Annotated in this window: 15 protein-coding genes; 12 read left to right on the top strand and 3 right to left on the bottom strand. The window is 63.4% G+C overall.

The window, feature by feature from the left end; all coding sequences use genetic code 11:
- Positions 1–210 precede the first annotated feature (210 nt).
- The 3 genes from F1609_RS29555 (at position 211) to F1609_RS29545 (ending at position 2,380) form a co-directional block, all read left to right on the top strand.
- Complete coding sequence (locus tag F1609_RS29555; protein WP_167080775.1) at positions 211–633, top strand: NfeD family protein; 423 nt, start codon at positions 211–213, stop codon at positions 631–633.
- An 85-nt stretch (positions 634–718) separates the two neighbouring features.
- Positions 719–1,576, top strand: coding sequence for an SPFH domain-containing protein (locus F1609_RS29550; RefSeq protein ID WP_229422136.1), 858 nt, complete (start codon positions 719–721; stop codon positions 1,574–1,576).
- A 9-nt stretch (positions 1,577–1,585) separates the two neighbouring features.
- Positions 1,586–2,380 carry an SDR family oxidoreductase gene (locus F1609_RS29545; protein ID WP_167080771.1) on the top strand — a complete coding sequence of 265 codons (795 nt, stop codon included), beginning with the start codon at positions 1,586–1,588 and terminating at the stop codon, positions 2,378–2,380.
- Positions 2,381–2,438: 58 nt separating this feature from the next.
- Here F1609_RS29545 and F1609_RS29540 read toward each other — a convergent pair whose 3' ends face one another.
- On the bottom strand, positions 2,439–3,044 hold the full coding sequence (locus F1609_RS29540; protein WP_167080769.1) for a hypothetical protein: 606 nt from the start codon (positions 3,042–3,044) through the stop codon (positions 2,439–2,441).
- Between the two features lie 185 nt (positions 3,045–3,229).
- Between F1609_RS29540 and lepB the strand changes: the two genes are divergently transcribed.
- On the top strand, positions 3,230–3,898 hold the full coding sequence (gene lepB / locus F1609_RS29535) for a signal peptidase I (protein ID WP_167080767.1): 669 nt from the start codon (positions 3,230–3,232) through the stop codon (positions 3,896–3,898).
- Positions 3,899–4,005: 107 nt separating this feature from the next.
- The gene (locus tag F1609_RS29530) at positions 4,006–5,202 is read left to right on the top strand and encodes a multidrug effflux MFS transporter (RefSeq protein ID WP_167080766.1); all 1,197 of its coding nucleotides are present in this window, start codon (positions 4,006–4,008) and stop codon (positions 5,200–5,202) included.
- Positions 5,203–5,251: 49 nt separating this feature from the next.
- Here the strand turns inward: F1609_RS29530 and smpB are convergent, their stop codons facing one another.
- Positions 5,252–5,701: an SsrA-binding protein SmpB gene (gene smpB, locus F1609_RS29525; protein WP_054262876.1), complete on the bottom strand. Its 450-nt coding sequence runs from the start codon at positions 5,699–5,701 to the stop codon at positions 5,252–5,254.
- Between the two features lie 73 nt (positions 5,702–5,774).
- Between smpB and F1609_RS29520 the strand changes: the two genes are divergently transcribed.
- Together F1609_RS29520 and F1609_RS29515 are read left to right on the top strand one after the other, a co-directional pair.
- The gene (locus tag F1609_RS29520) at positions 5,775–6,206 is read left to right on the top strand and encodes a type II toxin-antitoxin system RatA family toxin (protein WP_166878796.1); all 432 of its coding nucleotides are present in this window, start codon (positions 5,775–5,777) and stop codon (positions 6,204–6,206) included.
- A gap of 4 nt (positions 6,207–6,210) precedes the next feature.
- Positions 6,211–6,528: an RnfH family protein gene (locus tag F1609_RS29515; protein WP_229422135.1), complete on the top strand. Its 318-nt coding sequence runs from the start codon at positions 6,211–6,213 to the stop codon at positions 6,526–6,528.
- 28 nt (positions 6,529–6,556) lie between these two features.
- On the opposite strand, the gene F1609_RS29510 is transcribed toward F1609_RS29515, so the two are convergent.
- Complete coding sequence (locus F1609_RS29510; RefSeq protein WP_167080764.1) at positions 6,557–7,024, bottom strand: DUF4124 domain-containing protein; 468 nt, start codon at positions 7,022–7,024, stop codon at positions 6,557–6,559.
- A gap of 207 nt (positions 7,025–7,231) precedes the next feature.
- Between F1609_RS29510 and guaB the strand changes: the two genes are divergently transcribed.
- From guaB to pigC, 5 genes are all read left to right on the top strand, one after another.
- Positions 7,232–8,695 carry an IMP dehydrogenase gene (gene guaB / locus F1609_RS29505; RefSeq protein WP_166878791.1) on the top strand — a complete coding sequence of 488 codons (1,464 nt, stop codon included), beginning with the start codon at positions 7,232–7,234 and terminating at the stop codon, positions 8,693–8,695.
- 119 nt (positions 8,696–8,814) lie between these two features.
- Positions 8,815–10,425 (top strand): glutamine-hydrolyzing GMP synthase, encoded by a 1,611-nt coding sequence (guaA, locus tag F1609_RS29500; protein ID WP_167080763.1) that lies wholly within the window; start codon positions 8,815–8,817, stop codon positions 10,423–10,425.
- A 29-nt stretch (positions 10,426–10,454) separates the two neighbouring features.
- A complete protein-coding gene (locus tag F1609_RS29495) occupies positions 10,455–10,697 on the top strand; it encodes a hypothetical protein (RefSeq protein WP_167080761.1) in 243 nt (80 codons plus the stop codon).
- Between the two features lie 313 nt (positions 10,698–11,010).
- A complete protein-coding gene (pigA, locus tag F1609_RS29490) occupies positions 11,011–12,159 on the top strand; it encodes a prodigiosin MBC biosynthesis dehydrogenase PigA (RefSeq protein ID WP_167080760.1) in 1,149 nt (382 codons plus the stop codon).
- A gap of 127 nt (positions 12,160–12,286) precedes the next feature.
- The gene (gene pigC / locus F1609_RS34135) at positions 12,287–16,663 is read left to right on the top strand and encodes a prodigiosin ligase PigC (protein WP_187363174.1); all 4,377 of its coding nucleotides are present in this window, start codon (positions 12,287–12,289) and stop codon (positions 16,661–16,663) included.
- The last annotated feature ends 41 nt before the right edge of the window (positions 16,664–16,704 follow it).

Below are 16,704 nucleotides of genomic sequence, written 5' to 3'. Positions count from 1 at the left end.
TTGTGGGGTCCACGTTTTGTCTGTTCGCCGCCGAGCGACGGCAAATAGGATTGACACTTCCGCAAAACGCGCTAGACTAAGCGCATCAAAGTCAATCCAACAAGACCATCATAAAAACCGGCTTTTCAACAAATTTGCACCCTCGTCGTCCATGCCGGGCCACGGGGGTTTTTGTTTTTCATAATCTGGGTCCGCCTTTGGAGGAATATCATGGCTGATTGGACGTGGTGGCTGGCGGCAGCTGGCGCATTGGTCATTTTCGAACTCTTCACGGGCACGTTTTACCTGCTGATGATTGCCATCGGCCTGGCATGCGGCGCCATCGCGGCGCTGACAGGCTTCGGGATGCCGCTCCAGATCCTTACCGCCGCCGTGGTCGGGGCGATTGCCACCGGCGTGCTGCATCGCAGCCGCTTCGGCGCGCCGAAGCGCCAGGACACCGCGCGCGACCCCAACGTGAACATGGACATCGGCCAGAGCGTGCACGTAACCACCTGGACCGACGGCAAGGCGCGCGTCATGTACCGCGGCGCACCGTGGGACGTGGAACTCGGTCCCGGCGCGCTGGCCGAAGCAGGCAGTTTCAGGATCGTTGAAGTACAGGGCAGTCGCCTGATCGTCGCCAACAGCTAACGACAACAACCCAAAGGAGCAGGCTATGGAAGGTTTCGGAATATTCTCACTCATCGTTCTGGCCGTGGTGGTGGTGTTTGCCTTCATGGCGATCAACGTCGTGCCGCAGCAGCACGCCTGGGTGGTCGAACGCCTCGGCAAATACCACAAGACCCTGGTGCCGGGCCTGTCCATCGTGTTGCCGTTCATCGACCGCATCGCCTACAAGCACATTCTCAAGGAGATTCCGCTCGACGTGCCGCCGCAGGTCTGCATCACGAGAGATAACACCCAGCTGCAGGTGGACGGCATCCTGTACTTCCAGATCACCGATCCGATGCGCGCCTCGTACGGCTCGTCGAACTACCTGGCGGCCATCACCCAGCTGGCCCAGACTACCCTGCGCTCGGTGATCGGCAAGATGGAGCTCGATAAAACGTTTGAAGAGCGCGATCACATCAACATCACCATCGTCAACGCGATCGATGAATCGGCCGCCAACTGGGGCGTGAAGGTGCTGCGCTACGAAATCAAGGACCTGACGCCGCCGCAGGAAATCCTGCACGCAATGCAGGCCCAGATTACCGCCGAACGCGAAAAACGCGCCCTGATCGCCGCCTCGGAAGGACGCAAGCAGGAGCAGATCAACATCGCCACCGGCGAGCGCGAAGCGGCGATTGCCCGTTCCGAAGGCGAGAAGCAAGCCTCGATCAACCGCGCCGAAGGCCAGGCCAAGGCCATCGTGGCGCTGGCCGAAGCGAACGCCGACGCGCTGCGCCAGATCGGCGCCGCCATCCGCGAGCCGGGGGGGCAGGATGCGGTCAACCTCAAGGTGGCCGAGCAGTACGTGCACGCGTTCTCGGAGCTGGCCAAGACCAACAATTCGATCATCGTGCCGGCCAACCTGGGCGAGATGAGCGGCTTGATCGCCAGCGCCATGCAGATCGTCAAAACACAGAAATAGGGAGCGGGCATGCGCGTGATTGTCATTACCGGCAGTTCGGACGGCATTGGCGCCGAGATGGCGCGCCAGCTGGCCGCGCGTGGCGGCGCCCAGGTGGCGCTGGTGCTGGCCGCCCGCAACGGCGCCATGCTCGACGAGGTGGCGGGGCAGTGCGGCTCGCTCGGCGCGCACACCCTGGCCGTGCCGACCGATGTGTCGGTGCAGGCCGAGTGCATTGCGCTCATTGCCGCCGCCGTGGCGCGCTTCGGCCGCATCGACGCCCTGGTCAACAACGCCGGGCGCTCGGCGCACGCCCTGTTTGAAGACGTGCAGGACCTGGGCTGGTACGAAGACCTGATGCGCGTGAACCTGTGGGGCAGCGTGTGGTGCACCCACGCGGCGCTGGCGCACCTGAAGGCTTCGCGCGGGAGCATCGTGGCGGTGTCGTCGCTGGCGGGACTGGTCGGTGTGCCGGGGCGCACCGCGTACGCGGCGACCAAGTTCGCCATGGCGGGATTTTTCGAAGCCCTGCGCGCCGAATTGAAGGGCGCTGGCGTGAGCGTGACGACTGCGTACCCGGGCGTGGTGGCCACGCAGATCCGCCATCACGGCTACAACGCGGCCGGAGGGCAACTCGGCAAAAGCCTGCTCAAGGAAGAGGGCGCGATGGGGGTGGAAGAATGCGCGCGCCTGATTATCGACGGCATGGAGGGGCGCCGACGCGAGGTGGTCATGACCGCCAGGGGCAAGGCGGGGCGCTTTCTCAAGCTGGTCGCGCCGGGCCTGGTTGAAAACATGGCGCTGGCGGCGGTCAAGGAGCCGTAGCTACCTGACGCAATGACGGTCGCTGCCACTGGCATGTTGCGCTGGCAGCCTGCCGGACTTACCGGCAGGCGCGCGCGACGCGCCGTTCGGCTTCGGCGATCGCGGCATCGCGCTGCGGATCCGAAAGAAAGTTGCGCTCGCCCTTGTTGTTGACGGTATGCACGCCGCGCCCATCCCTCGCCACTGCCAGTTGCTGGCGTTCGTTGTTGCATTCGATGGCCTTGTTGCCGGCGCGGATTTTGGCATTTTCGGCTTCGAGTTTCTGGGCAGCCAGTTTTTCCTGATAGTCGCCTGGCGGGGCGCCGCGTGACGCCGATTTCGCAGGCGCTGCCGGCGTTGCCTGTGCCTGCACGCTGGCCTGGCCTGGCACGGGAGTGGGCACCTGCGGCGGCAGCGAGGCGGACGGCTTGCGCGACGGGTCCCAGTTGGCGCCCGGGCGGTCGTCGGCGTAGCGCTGTTTTTCTTCTACCTTTTGCTGCTTGACCTGTGCATTGCGCTCGGCCAGGGCCGGCATCTTTTTCGCGTAGGCACTGGCCGGCGGCGGGCACGGCGCACTCTGGTAGACGGGGTGCCCGTTGGCCCCCTTGCATTTGTTCAGGCCCGCGTGGGCGCCGGTGCACAGGCTGGCGAGGAGAAGCGCGAGGTAAAGCGAACGTGGTTGCATGCTGGTCGGAATAGAAGAACTGAAGATAGGGAAGAGGGCAGGACGCACGTGGCGTCGCAGGATTCTGGCAGTAATGGATATTTTACGCAAGCAATCTTATTCAAATAGTCAGGCCGCCGCCGGCGTTAAGCATCGTTAAAGACCTGCCGCGTATAACTTGCCCATTACTTACAGGGGAGGCTGGAATGAAAAAACTGCTGCGCGAGAACAAGGGCTGGTTGGCGTTTCTGTTGTTATTCGGACTGTTCCGAACCGCCGTGGCGGACTGGAATCCGATTCCGTCGGGCTCGATGCGCCCGAACCTGCTCGAAGGCGACGTTGTCTTCGTCAACCGCCTCGCGTACAACGTCAAGATTCCGCTGACCGACGTGGTGCTGGCGCGCCTGGGCGAGCCGCAGCGCGGCGACGTGGTGACGTTTTCCTCGCCGCTTGACGGCACGCGCCTGATCAAGCGCCTGGTCGCGCTGCCTGGCGACATTGTCGAAATGCGCGACGAGCAGCTGATCATCAACGGCCAGCCGGCCAGCTACGCCGCCGCCGGCGCGGCGCTCGAGCCGCTTGGCGACGGCACCCGCGTTAGCGCCCAGAACGTCGACGAAACCTTCGCCGGTCACCGCCGCCGCATCCAGGTTATTCCCGAACTGATGGCGCCGCGCAGCTTCGGGCCGGTGACGGTGCCGAAAGACCAGTTCATGATGCTCGGCGACAATCGGGACCGCAGCGCCGATTCGCGCATGGTGGGCATGGTGCCGCGCCATCTGCTGATCGGGCGCGCCGAGCGCATCCTGGCCTCGGCCGCGATCGACGGCAACTGGATGCCGCGCCTTGAACGCTTCGGGATGAGGATGCCGTAACGCCCCGGCAATCTCTGGCTCTCCGGTAACGTTTCCCAAATGCCGGTAAAATTGCGGCCTCGGTTGGCCGCATGGTGCGCTGCCGTTTTTACATAAGGCGTTACCGCATGCAGCGAATGTTAACAGTGATCCTGGCTTGCCTGGGGATGGTCGGCGCTCTCGCCATCGATACCTACCTGCCGTCCATCCCGGCGATCGGGCGCGAATTTGCGGTCGGCCCGCTGGCGGTGCAGCAAACCCTGAGCGTGTTCCTGTTCACCTTTGCCTTCATGATGCTGTTTTACGGCACCCTGTCGGACTCGTTCGGGCGCCGCCCGGTGATCCTGGTCGCGCTGGCGGTGTACACCCTGGCCTCGCTGGGCGCCGTGTTCGCGCCCAGCTTCGGCGTACTGCTGGCCTGCCGCGCGCTGCAGGGCCTGGCGGCGGGCGCCGGCTCGGTGATCGGGCAAGCCATCGTGCAGGACCGTTTTTCGCACGACCAGGCGCATGCGCAGCGCATCATGTCGCACATCATGATGGTGTTCGGGCTGGCCCCGGCCATCGCGCCGGTGCTGGGCGGCTACCTGCACGTGCACTTCGGCTGGCGCTCGACCTTCGTGTTCCTGGCCGTGTTCGGCGCCCTGATGATGCTGCTGGTCTATCGCGGCTTGCCGGAAAGCTTGCCCAAGGCGCAGCGGCATGCCTTCCACGGCATCGCGATCGCCAAAAATTACCTGAAAGTGCTGCGCCATCCGCAATTCTTGCTGCTCTCGCTCGCGGTCGGGCTGGCCTTCAGCGGCTTGTCGCTGTACATCGGCTCGGCGGCCAATTTCGTCATGGATATCCTGCACCTGCCTGAGACGGCATTTGCGTGGCTGTTCATTCCCATGATCGGCGGCATGGTGGTCGGGTCGGCCTGGGGCGGCAAGGCGGCCGCGCGGATTGCGCCAGCCAAGATGATGTGGATCGGTTTCGGCATCATGGCGGCGGGCAGCGTGATCAGCATCGGCTACAACCTGATGTTCGTGGCCGCCATTCCGTGGGCGGTGCTGCCGCTGGCGGTGTACACCTTCGGCCTGGCGGTGGCCATGCCGGCGATCCAGGTCGGGGCCTTGTCGCTGTTTCCGCATAACCGGGGCCTGGCGTCGTCGATGATGGCCTTCATCCAGATGATGGCGTTCGCGCTGGTGTCGGGCATGCTGGCGCCGCTGCTGTTCGACAGCGCGCTGAAACTGGCGTGCGGGGTCGGCGGCTCGCTGGTGCTGAGCTTCCTGTGCTGGCGTTTGAGTCTGCTGATGGCGCGCCCTGCGCTGCAGGTGGCCTGAGGGCCGCCGTTGCCGCAGGGCGCGGCAGCGGCGGCATTGCCAGCCGTGTTTAGCGGCTGTGCGTTTTCATCGCAGCGGCAACCTCGCGCTTGCCGTCGCGTTCTTTCTCGGTGGCGCGCTTGTCGTGCTGCTTCTTGCCCTTGGCAAGGCCAATCTCGCACTTGACCCGGCCACCCTTGAAGTGCAGGTTGATCGGCACCAGGGTGTAGCCGGAGCGCTCGACCTTGCCGATCAGCTTGTCGACTTCGGCGCGGTGCAGCAGCAGCTTGCGCGTGCGGACCGCTTCGGGGTGGGTAAATGACGACGCGGTCGACAGCGCGCTGATATGCGCGCCGAACAGGAACAGTTCGTCCCCGCGCACGACCACGTACGCCTCCTTGATCTGGACGCGCGAATCGCGAATCGCCTTGACTTCCCATCCTTCGAGCACGATACCGGCTTCGTACCGGTCCTCGATGAAGTAGTCGTGGAATGCTTTTTTATTGTCAACAATACTCATGAAATGGCTAAAATGCGCGGTTCGGTTAAACTACTGATGCAACATACCCAACATCATAGCAAACGGTTGATTAATGGCAGTAGTACACAAAACAGTATTTTTGGCTTACAGCGCCGAACAGATGTTCGACCTGGTCGCCAAAGTGGAAGATTATCCCAAATTCCTGCCCTGGTGCGGCGGCGTGAAGCTCATCGAGCGGACCGACGACTCATTGACGGCCAGCCTGGCGATTCACTTCCACGGTGTGAAGCAAAGCTTCACGACCCGCAATATCAACACGCGGCCGACGCAGATGAAAATGAAACTGGTCGACGGCCCGTTCAAGTGCATGGACGGCACCTGGACTTTCAAGGCGCTGCGTGCCGATGCCTGCAAGGTCGAATTCGACCTGCACTACGAATTTTCAAGCATGATACTCGAACAATTGATCGGACCGGTGTTCGGCGTCATCGCCAACAGCATGGTCGACTCGTTCTGCAAGCGCGCCGAGACGGTCTATGGTTGAACCCATGACTGATTCCCTCGCTGCCACGGTGGCGGGCATGATTGCCGTCCAGGTCTGCTACGCCACGCCCCTGCGCGAGTACTTGCAGGAGCTGACGGTGGAGCAGGGCTGCACGATCGAACAGGCGATCCGCCAGAGTGGCGTGCTCGAGGCCATTCCCGGCATCGACCTGGCGCTGCAGCCGGTCGGCCTGTATGGCAAGAAAAAGCCGCTGGACACGGTGTTGCGGGCGCGCGACCGCATCGAAATCTACCGCCCGCTGGTGGCCGACCCGAAAGAGTCGCGCCGCAAGCGGGCGGACAAGAAGGCGCAGCCGCTCTGATTGCCCGGGACGGCCGCGCCGCGCCGGCTTATTTGCAGACTTCGGCGATGGCCTTGTTGGCACGCGCCAGTTCGGACGCGCGCTGGGCGTCGTCCATGACCGAGTCTTCGCCTTTTTTGTTGGTGGTGGTCACGCGCGTGCCCTGCTCGAGGGTGCGCTTGTAGGTGCGCGCATCTTCGCAGGCAACCTTGTTCCTGGTCTTGGCGGCGGCGGCGGTGCTGGTCTTTTTCTCGGCCTCTTCCTTGGCCTTGGTGCGTTTGCGGTAGTCCGCTTCGCGGTCGGCCAGGCTTGGCGGAACCTTGTCATCGGCTGCCGCCGGCGCCGCGGCCGGCGCGGGAATGGCGGGCGCCTCGCCGGCCCTGGCCGCGCTGCCGCCCGGCTGCTTGATGATATTCTTGGCCGGGATGCCCGGCGGCGGTGGACGGTCCGAGAATTGCTTGGTGCCATTGGCGTCGACCCACACGTATTGCGCGTAGGACACAGAGGCGAACAGCATCAGCGCGCCTCCGGCCAACAGCTGCAATGTTCGTTTTACGTTAAGGTTGGCCATGTGAATCTTTCCGTTAGTAATCAATCCCCGATTTCACCGTGATTTGTCCGGCTTGTCAACGAGCTTGGCGGGTTTTGGGGCATTTTGAGGGCTTGATGAGACGGCAGGCGCGAACTTCTGTATAATTCACTTTTGCGCCAATAGGAAAATGCTATGCGTCTACTTCAAAAAGCACTCACGTTCGATGATGTGCTGCTCGTCCCGGCTTACTCGAATGTCCTCCCAGCCGACACCTCCCTCAAGACTCGCCTGACCCGGAATATCGCCTTGAACATTCCCTTGCTGTCCGCAGCGATGGATACGGTCACCGAGGCGCGCCTTGCCATTGCCATGGCGCAGGAAGGCGGGATCGGCATTATTCACAAGAATCTGTCGCCCAAGGACCAGGCCCGCGAAGTAGCGCGCGTAAAACGTTTCGAGGCCGGCGTGCTGCGCGATCCGATCACGATTCCACCGAGTATGAAAATCCGCGACGTGATCGCCCTGACCGAGCAGTACGGCATCAGCGGCTTCCCGGTTGTCGAAGGCAAGACCGTGGTCGGCATCATCACCAACCGCGACCTGCGTTTTGAAGAAGAGCTCGACGCCGAAGCGCGCGACAAGATGACCCCGCGCGACAAGCTGGTCTACGTCAAGGAAGACGCCGACACCGCCGAAGCGAAGCGCCTGATGAACAAGCACCGCCTCGAACGCGTGCTGGTCGTCAACGACGAATTCGAACTGCGCGGCCTGATCACCGTCAAGGATATCCAGAAGTCGCACGAGCACCCGTTCGCGTCCAAAGATGCGCAGGGCAAACTGCTGGTCGGCGCCGCCGTTGGCGTGAGCGCCCGCGACGAAGAGCGCATCGAACTGCTGGTCGCGGCCGGCGTCGACGTACTCGTGGTCGACACCGCCCACGGCCATTCGCAGGGCATCCTCGACCGCGTCAAATGGATCAAGGTGCGCTTCCCGCACGTGGACGTCATCGGCGGCAACATCGCCACGGCCGCCGCCGCGCTGGCGCTGGTCGAACACGGCGCCGATGCGGTCAAGGTCGGCATTGGCCCTGGCTCGATCTGCACCACCCGTATTGTCGCCGGTGTCGGCGTGCCGCAGATCACCGCCATTTCCAATGTGGCCGAAGCGCTGGCCGGCACCGGCGTGCCGTGCATCGCCGACGGCGGCATCCGCTTCTCGGGCGATATTTCCAAGGCACTGGCCGCGGGCGCGTCGAGCGTGATGATGGGTTCCATGTTCGCCGGCACCGAAGAAGCGCCGGGCGAAGTGATCCTGTACCAGGGCCGCAGTTACAAGTCGTACCGCGGCATGGGTTCGCTGGGCGCGATGGCGGACGGCTCGGCCGACCGTTACTTCCAGGATGCGGCGGCCAAGGCCGACAAGTTCGTCCCGGAAGGCATCGAAGGCCGCGTCGCCTACAAGGGCAGCGTGCTGGCCATCATTTACCAGCTGGTCGGCGGCGTGCGCCAGTCGATGGGCTACTGCGGCTGCGCCTCCATCGACGAGCTGCGCGAAAAAGCCGAGTTTGTCGAGATCACCTCGGCCGGCATGCGTGAATCGCACGTGCACGACGTGCAGATCACCAAGGAAGCGCCGAACTACCGTTCCGGCGAGTAAAGGCACGCACAACGCGGCGACCGGGTCGCCGCGTTGTTTTCAGCGTGGGCAGCGCTTGCCCGCGAACGCCGCGTAGTGACACCCATCGTCACCAATTTTGCAATTTCTCCTGGCCCTTCATGCACTCTAAAATCCTCATCCTCGATTTCGGTTCCCAAGTCACCCAGCTGATCGCCCGCCGCGTGCGCGACGCCGGCGTGTTCTCCGAAGTATTCCCGTATGACGTCAGCGACGAATTCGTGCGCAACTACGGCGCCGCCGGCGTGATCCTGTCGGGCAGCCACAGTTCCACCCTGGAAGGCGACGCCCCGCGCGCGCCGCAGGCCGTGTTCGAACTCGGCGTGCCCGTGCTCGGCATCTGCTACGGCATGCAAACCATGGCCGCCCAGCTCGGCGGCAAGGTCGAAAACGGCCTGGTGCGCGAATTCGGCTACGCCGAAGTGCGCGCGCGCAGCCATACCGCGCTGCTGAACGGCATCAACGACTTCGTCACCGACGAAGGCCACGGCATGCTCAAGGTCTGGATGAGTCACGGCGACAAAGTGCTCGACATGCCGCCCGGCTTCAAGCTGATGGGCGACACCCCGAGCTGCCCGGTGGCCGCCATGGCCGACGAGGAACGCCGCTTCTACGGCGTGCAGTTCCATCCGGAAGTAACCCACACGGCGCAGGGCAAGGCCATGCTGGGGCGCTTCGTGCACGACATCTGCGGCTGCAAGTCGGAGTGGAACATGCCCGACTACATCAGTGAAGCGGTCGCCAGGATCCGCGAACAGGTCGGCACCGACGACGTCATCCTCGGCCTGTCGGGCGGGGTCGATTCGAGCGTGGCGGCGGCCCTGATCCACCGCGCCATCGGCGACCAGCTCACCTGCGTGTTCGTCGACCACGGCCTGTTGCGCCTGGACGAAGGCAAGATGGTGATGGACATGTTCGCCAAGAACCTGGGCGTCAAAGTGCTGCGCATCGATGCCGAAGAGCAGTTCCTCGGCCATCTGGCTGGCGTTGCCGATCCGGAAGCCAAGCGCAAGATCATCGGACGCGAGTTCGTCGAAGTGTTCCAGGTCGAAGCGGGCAAGCTGAAGAACGCCAAGTGGCTGGCCCAGGGCACGATTTATCCGGACGTGATCGAAAGCGCCGGCAAGGGCAAGAAAGGGCAGACCATCAAGAGCCACCACAATGTGGGCGGCCTGCCGGAAACCCTGAACCTGAAACTGCTCGAACCACTGCGCGAACTGTTCAAGGATGAAGTCCGCAAACTCGGCGTGGCGCTCGGCTTGCCGCACGATATGGTGTACCGCCATCCGTTCCCTGGTCCGGGCCTGGGCGTACGCATCCTGGGCGAAGTGAAGAAAGAGTTTGCCGACCTGTTGCGCCGGGCCGACGCCATCTTCATCGAAGAACTGCGCAATACCCCGTGCGAGCTGCCAGCACTGGAAAGCATCGATGCCGGCGCCGCGCCGACCAACTGGTACGAAGCGACCAGCCAGGCGTTTGCCGTGTTCCTGCCGGTCAAATCGGTGGGCGTGATGGGCGATGGCCGCACCTACGAGTACGTGGTGGCGCTGCGCGCGGTGCAAACGCTCGACTTCATGACCGCGCAATGGGCGCACTTGCCGCACAGCTTACTGGGCAAAGTTTCCAACAGGATCATCAATGAAGTGCGCGGGATCAACCGTGTCGTGTACGATATTTCCGGGAAGCCACCAGCGACCATCGAGTGGGAATGATGCTGGCACTGGCATGAGTTGGCAGGCTCATGCATTTCGAAATAAAGAAGCCTCTGATTTCAGTGGCTTTTTTTTCGCCGGTACTGCTCAGCTTGGCAGCGCAATATGACGGTCTTCCCGCCTGTTCCTGCACGCTGCGTTTGTTGGCCGGCGCCACCCGCGGCCCTCCTTTGCGCCTGGCGCTAACCGCTGGCGGCGGCTTCCTCGATCAATTCCTTTGCATGTTCAACCGGTCAAATCGCGACCAAATTTCCCCGCCCGCCGGGCTTTGAACGCTTAGCGCGCTGAGCCCGCTTAGCCCCCAGGCAGGCAAAAAATTTCGGAATTGCACTGGAATATGCAGCGTAATTAGACATGTGAATTCAACATGATTAATGTTGGACATTGTGCAACGGACGTAATTTTTGTTTAATTTAGCTGAAGTACGGCGCCGGAATCACGGTAAGGAGAGGAAATTTAACCTGATGGGCGCGCTACGGCGTTGCACCTCGTTCATCGGGCAGGCGTGATGATGCATTTCCAGGGAAGCTTCCAATAAAACATGTGCAGGCGCTATTTCCGCTGCACCAAATATAGGGCAAGTGCATGGATTTTCGACTCAGCAGCGAGCAGCATGAAGCCGTTTCACACATCCATCGTTTTGCCCGCGACGTGTTGTCGGCCTCGGCCAGCGAACGCATCGCGTCTTCCCATTTCGACCGCAACAAGTGGACGCAGGCGTCAGAGATCGGCCTGGCCGGTTTGCCCTTGCCTGAAGAGTGGGGCGGTTCCGGCTTTGGCGCGCTCGATACCATGCTCGCGGTGGAGGCGCTCGGCCGGGGTTGCGTCGACATGGGGCTGGTGTTCTCCTTGTGTGCGCACATGTTCGCTTGCGCCGTGCCGCTGTGGCGCCATGGTTCGCGCGAACTGCACGAGCGCTACCTGTCCGGTATGGCGAAAGGCAGCCTGATTGCCGCCAATGGGATCACCGAGCCCGGCTCCGGTTCCGACGCATTCGCCATGCGCAGCAGCGCGCGGCGCGACGGCGAGCACTACATCCTCAACGGCGAAAAATGTTTCGTCACCAATGCGCCTGTGGCCGATGTCTTCCTGCTGTATGCGAAGACCGATGCGCACCAATCCTATTTCGGCATCAGCGCCTTTTTGATCCCGCGCGCAACGCCTGGCCTCACTGTGACGACCGGTGAGCACAAGTCGGGCCTGTGCACCTCGCCCTGGGGCAGCGTCCATCTGGACGACTGCAGAGTACCCGCATGGGCGCGCGTGGGCGAGGAAGGCGCGGGCGCGAGCATCTTCCAGGACTCCATGATCTGGGAGCGCGGCTGCCTGTTTGCCGCCTATGTCGGCGCGATGGAGCGCGTGCTTGCGCAATGCGTCACGCATGCGCGCGAACGTCAGCAGTTCGGCCGTCCGATAGGACACAACCAGGCGGTGTCGGACCGGCTGGTCGACTTCAAGCTGCGCCTGGAAACATCGCGCCTGCTGCTGTACCGCGCCGGCTGGCTCTACGATCAGGACCTGCCGCATGAAGAGGCGATCGCACAAAGCAAGCTGTGGGTGTCCGAGTGCGCGGTGCAATGCGGGCTGGACGCGATACAGATCTTTGGCGGCGCCGGTGTCTGCAGCGAGACCGGCATCGATCGCTTGCTGCTCGATGCACTGCCGGCGCGCATCTTCTCCGGCACCAATGAAATACAGCGCGAGTTCATCGCACGGCACATGGGGCTGCGTTAGCCCGACTCATTCGGTTTCGCCTACGCGCCGGACACATCGCTTGTCCGTGGCTGGTTGCAAGCCAACGTCCGGCAAAGCGGGCTTTTTGAAGGCAGCTGTTCAACCCAGGAAAAGGTAGAGACAGAAAATGGCAACGCAGAAAAAGTTCCCCAGCAAGGATTATGAAGAAGGCGCAGCGGCCATGCCCGCTGCGGACGATCGCGGTGTACGGGACGGCGACGCGGCCGGCGCTTGCGACGTGGTGGTGGTCGGCGGCGGACTGTCCGGCCTGGTGGCAGCCTGGAAGCTTGCCGGCCATCGCGTGCTGGTGCTGGAGCGCGAGACCACGGTGGGCGGCGCGGCGCGCAGCGGGCAGCGCGGTGAACTGCGCTTCGCCACGGCAGGCAGCTGCTTCCAGGAGCCGGTGCCCGGTTCGGACACGGCGCAATTGCTGAGCGGGCTCGGCTTGTCGAATGCATGGCGCTCCACCGGCGACAGTCAGTTCGTGCTGTTCAACACGCGCCATCTGCTGCGCGGTCTGGGGGAGGTCACGCTGGGGCTGCTGAAGCAGCCGAAGGCCTTGCTGGACCCGGCGATGTATGGACTGACCTTTAACCTGCTCGGCGCCGCATTGCGCGGCAAGAAATTCATCGCTGCGCCGAAGAAGCTGGGCGACCCGGTGTTTGCGGAACTGTATGCCTATCTGCAGCGCTTCCGCAAGGAGGACGGCAAGTATCCGGCGCTGCCGTGGCAAGCCGGATGCGGCTGGACGCGCGAGGAAATGGAACAGTTCGATTCGATGTCGCTGGCCGAACTGCTGTTCGATGAGAAAGCGCGTTCGCGGCTGCCGACGGCGCTGGCGCCGGATGCGAAGTTCGGCCCGCTGGTGCGCGATGCGGTCGAGACGACCCTGAAAGTGGAATGTCTGTCGGCGGCGGATGTGTCCGCCTATGTCGGGCTGCACTTCCTGGTCGGCTACTTGTATGGCACGCTGGTGACCTTCCCCGGCGGGAACGGTTATCTCAGCGAACGTCTGCAGGCGGCGTTGCGCGAGCGTGGCAACTGCCGTATTGTCAGCGGGGCGCGCGTGCGCACGGTTGCGCGTGATGGCGAACGTTACCGCATCACCTTTGAACGTGGCGGCGTGCAGAGCGAGGTCAGCGCCGGCGCGGTGGTGTGGGCCGCACCCAAGCATGCGGCACTCGATGCGGTTGCCGGTTTGCCGGCGCAGCAGCAGCATGCGATACGTCAGATCCAGCACCGCGACTATTGCATCGCGAACGTCTACCTGCGCAACGCTGCCTGGACCGACTACTTCGGCGGCTATGTGATCGAAGGCGATACCGCCGCCGCTGCGCCGCTGGCCTGGTGCCGCAGCCGCGTGTGCGTGGTCGCCAACTGGCTGGACCGCGACGACGGCAAGAAAGCCGGTGTGCTGACCTTGCTCAAGCCGGTGGCGGAACTGCTCAACCAGGGCAAACTCGGCAAGACAGATTTTGCGCAGCTGCAGCAGGCGACCTTGCAAGAAGTGTCGGAAATGCTGCAGGCGAAGGGACTCTCCACGGATGAGGTGGAAGACATCCGGATCTGGCGTTGGCCGCGTGCCCTGGTGGTCGCCACGCTCGGGCAAATGAAAGCCGACTTGTTTGTGCGGGCGTCGCAGCCGGTGGCTGGGGTTTCCTTTGCCAACCAGGACAGCGTCGGCATCGGCAACCTGGAGAGCGCAGTGGGCGCAGGGTGCGCCGCGGCACAACAGGCGCAGGCCTACCTGGAGCGCGCGGCGGCCGATACGATGGCGCTGCAAGGACTGGGTTCCGGCCTGCATGTGATGGAAATAGCCGGCAACCCTGCGACCGGCGTGCAGCGTATCGGCGGCAAGGCGAACTCGCTCAATACCTTGATCGGCGCCGGCTTCCCGGTGCCGCGCGCCTGTTGCGTGACGGTCGATGCCTTTCATGCTTTTATGCAGGCATCCGGATTGGCGGCCTGGATCGACGGCATGGACAAGGTCGAGCGCGACACCTGCGCCGAGATCCGCGCACGCATTGCGCAAGCGCCGTTGCCGCCCGCGCTGCACGATGCGATCGTCGCTGCCTATCGCGAACTCGGTAGCGGCCGGGTCGCGGTGCGCTCCTCCGCCGTCAATGAAGACGGCGATGCACAATCATTCGCAGGCCAGTACGACACCTTCCTGCACGTGGAGGGCGAAAGCGCGCTGCTCGATTGCGTCAAGCGTTGCTGGGCGTCGCTGTGGAACGAGCGCGCGCAGGCCTACCAGGGGAGCCAGCGGGCCGACAGCGGCATCGCGGTGGTGATCCAGCAAATGATCGCTGCCGATGCCGCCGGCGTGTTGTTCACCGCCGACCCGATCAGCGGCGATGCCGCACGCACGGTGATCGAATCGTGCTGGGGCTTGGGCGAGGGCGTGGTGTCGGGCCAGGCGAGCACCGATACCTATGTGGTGGACAGCGACAGTCATGCGCTGATAGAACGGTTTGTCCGGGCCAAGCCGGTGATGTGCGCGCGCACGGCCGATGGCGTCGCGATGCAGGAGGTGCCGCCGCAATTCGTCGATCAGCCGAGCCTGAGCGACAGGCAGGCATCCGAACTGGCGGCCTGTGCCGCACGGATTCGCCGCCATTACGGCTGCGAACTCGATATCGAATGGGCAGTAAAGGATGGCAGTATCTGGATCCTGCAGGCGCGCCCGATCACGGTGACCGCTTCCGTCGCCGGCAAGCAGTACGGCGACGCGCAGGAAAGCGATCAGCAGGTGCGCGACAACACGATGTTTTCGCGCATGGACACCGGCGAAATCCTGACCGGGCTGATGACGCCGCTCGGACTGTCCTTCACCCGCTTCTACCAGCACCACGTGCACGGCCCGGCAGTCAAGACCATGGGCTTGCTCGACATCGGCAGTTCGCAGTATTACGTCGGTTACCTGCAGGGTCATGTGTACCTGAACATCTCCGCATCGGCGCGGCTGCTGACGCAATGCCCTCCCACGCACGAGCCGATGAAGTTCACGCGGCGCTACGCGACAGCCGACGTCGACTTCACGCACTACAAAAATCCCTACGGCGAACCGGTGTCCGGGTTCCAGTTCTTCAAGAGCAGCCTGTACTGGCTGGTATGCCAGGTGCAGAATATGGCCACCGCCGGCGGCACGGTGAAGAAGATGATCGCCTTGCGCCAGCGCGAAAGCGAACGCTTCCGCAAGCTGGAGCTCGAGAAGATGAGCCTGGCGCAGCTCGATGCCGAACTGCAGCGCATCGACCGCTACTTCCTCGCATCCTGCGCCGCCTACATGCCGTTCTTCCTGCAATCGTTCGCGCTCTACGATGCGCTGGCGGAGCTGTGCGAGAAGTGGCTGGGGAACGAAGGACAAGGGCTGCAGAACCGCATCAAGGCATCGATGAACAACCTGCGTACCATCGAAGTGACGCGTGGCGTGTGCGAACTGGCGGCGCGCGTCGAGCGCTTGCCGGCGCTGCGCGCATTGTTCCTGGAGACGCCGCTGGCGCAGTTGGCGGATAGCTTGCAGCAGCATCCGGAGGGGCGCCGTTTCTGGGACGAGGATTTTGGCGCCTTCCTCGCGGACTTCGGTTCGCGTGGCCGCCAGGAATTCGAACTGAGCATTCCGCGCTGGAACGACGATCCGACCTATCTGCTGCAAATCATCCGTCTGTACCTGAGCAGCGACGTGCAGCTTGAAGCGCGTCTGGCGGCGATCGGCAAGGCGCGCGAAGAAGACACGCGGCAGTTGCTGGACAAACTGCCGCTCAAGGCAAGGATGACATTCCGCTTCGTGATCGCCGCCTACGCGACGATGGCGGAACGGCGCGAAGCGACGCGTCCGACCTTCATCGCCGAGACCTGGTTCTACCGCAAGATCATCGTCGAGGTGCTGCGCCGCCTCGAGGCGGAAGGTGTGTGCGGCATACAGGACTTGCCGTACATCGATTTCAACGAATTGCGCGATTACGTGGCCGGGCGCAAAACGGCGCAGCAGGCATTTTCTCCGCAGCTGATTGCGCGCAACCGTCAGCAGCATCTGCGCAACGAGCGTCTGAAGGAGCCGCCAATGGCGCTGATCGGCGGCCACGTGCCGCAGCGCGACGATCAGGTGTTGCTGGATGCGGCGCAGGGCGACCTGCTGCAGGGCCTGGGCGCGAGCCCCGGCGTGGCGCTGGGGCGCGCCCGCGTGATCACCGACCTCAACCGGCAGGCGGGCGAATTCCGCCAGGGCGAAATTCTGGTGGCCCGCTTTACCGATGCATCGTGGACGCCGCTGTTCGTGCTGGCGGCCGGGGTGGTCGCAGACATCGGCTCGGCCTTGTCGCACAGCTCCATCGTGTCGCGCGAGTTCGGTATTCCGGCGGTCGTCAATGCGAAGCAGGCGACCCAGACCATCCGCACGGGCGACCTGATCTACCTCGACGGCGACGGCGGCGTGGTGCGCATCGAGGAACGGCTTGCCGAAGCCGGCGAAGCGCTGGTCGGGCAAAGAGCAATCGCATGAACATTCGGTAGTGATCTCCGCAGATTTCAATTTTCCACTAA

The organism is Massilia aquatica (assembly GCF_011682045.1).
GTDB classification, from domain to species: domain Bacteria; phylum Pseudomonadota; class Gammaproteobacteria; order Burkholderiales; family Burkholderiaceae_D; genus Telluria_A; species Telluria_A aquatica.
The sequence above is the reverse complement of the archived record's forward strand: the minus strand, read 5'-3'. Positions and strand labels throughout refer to the sequence as shown.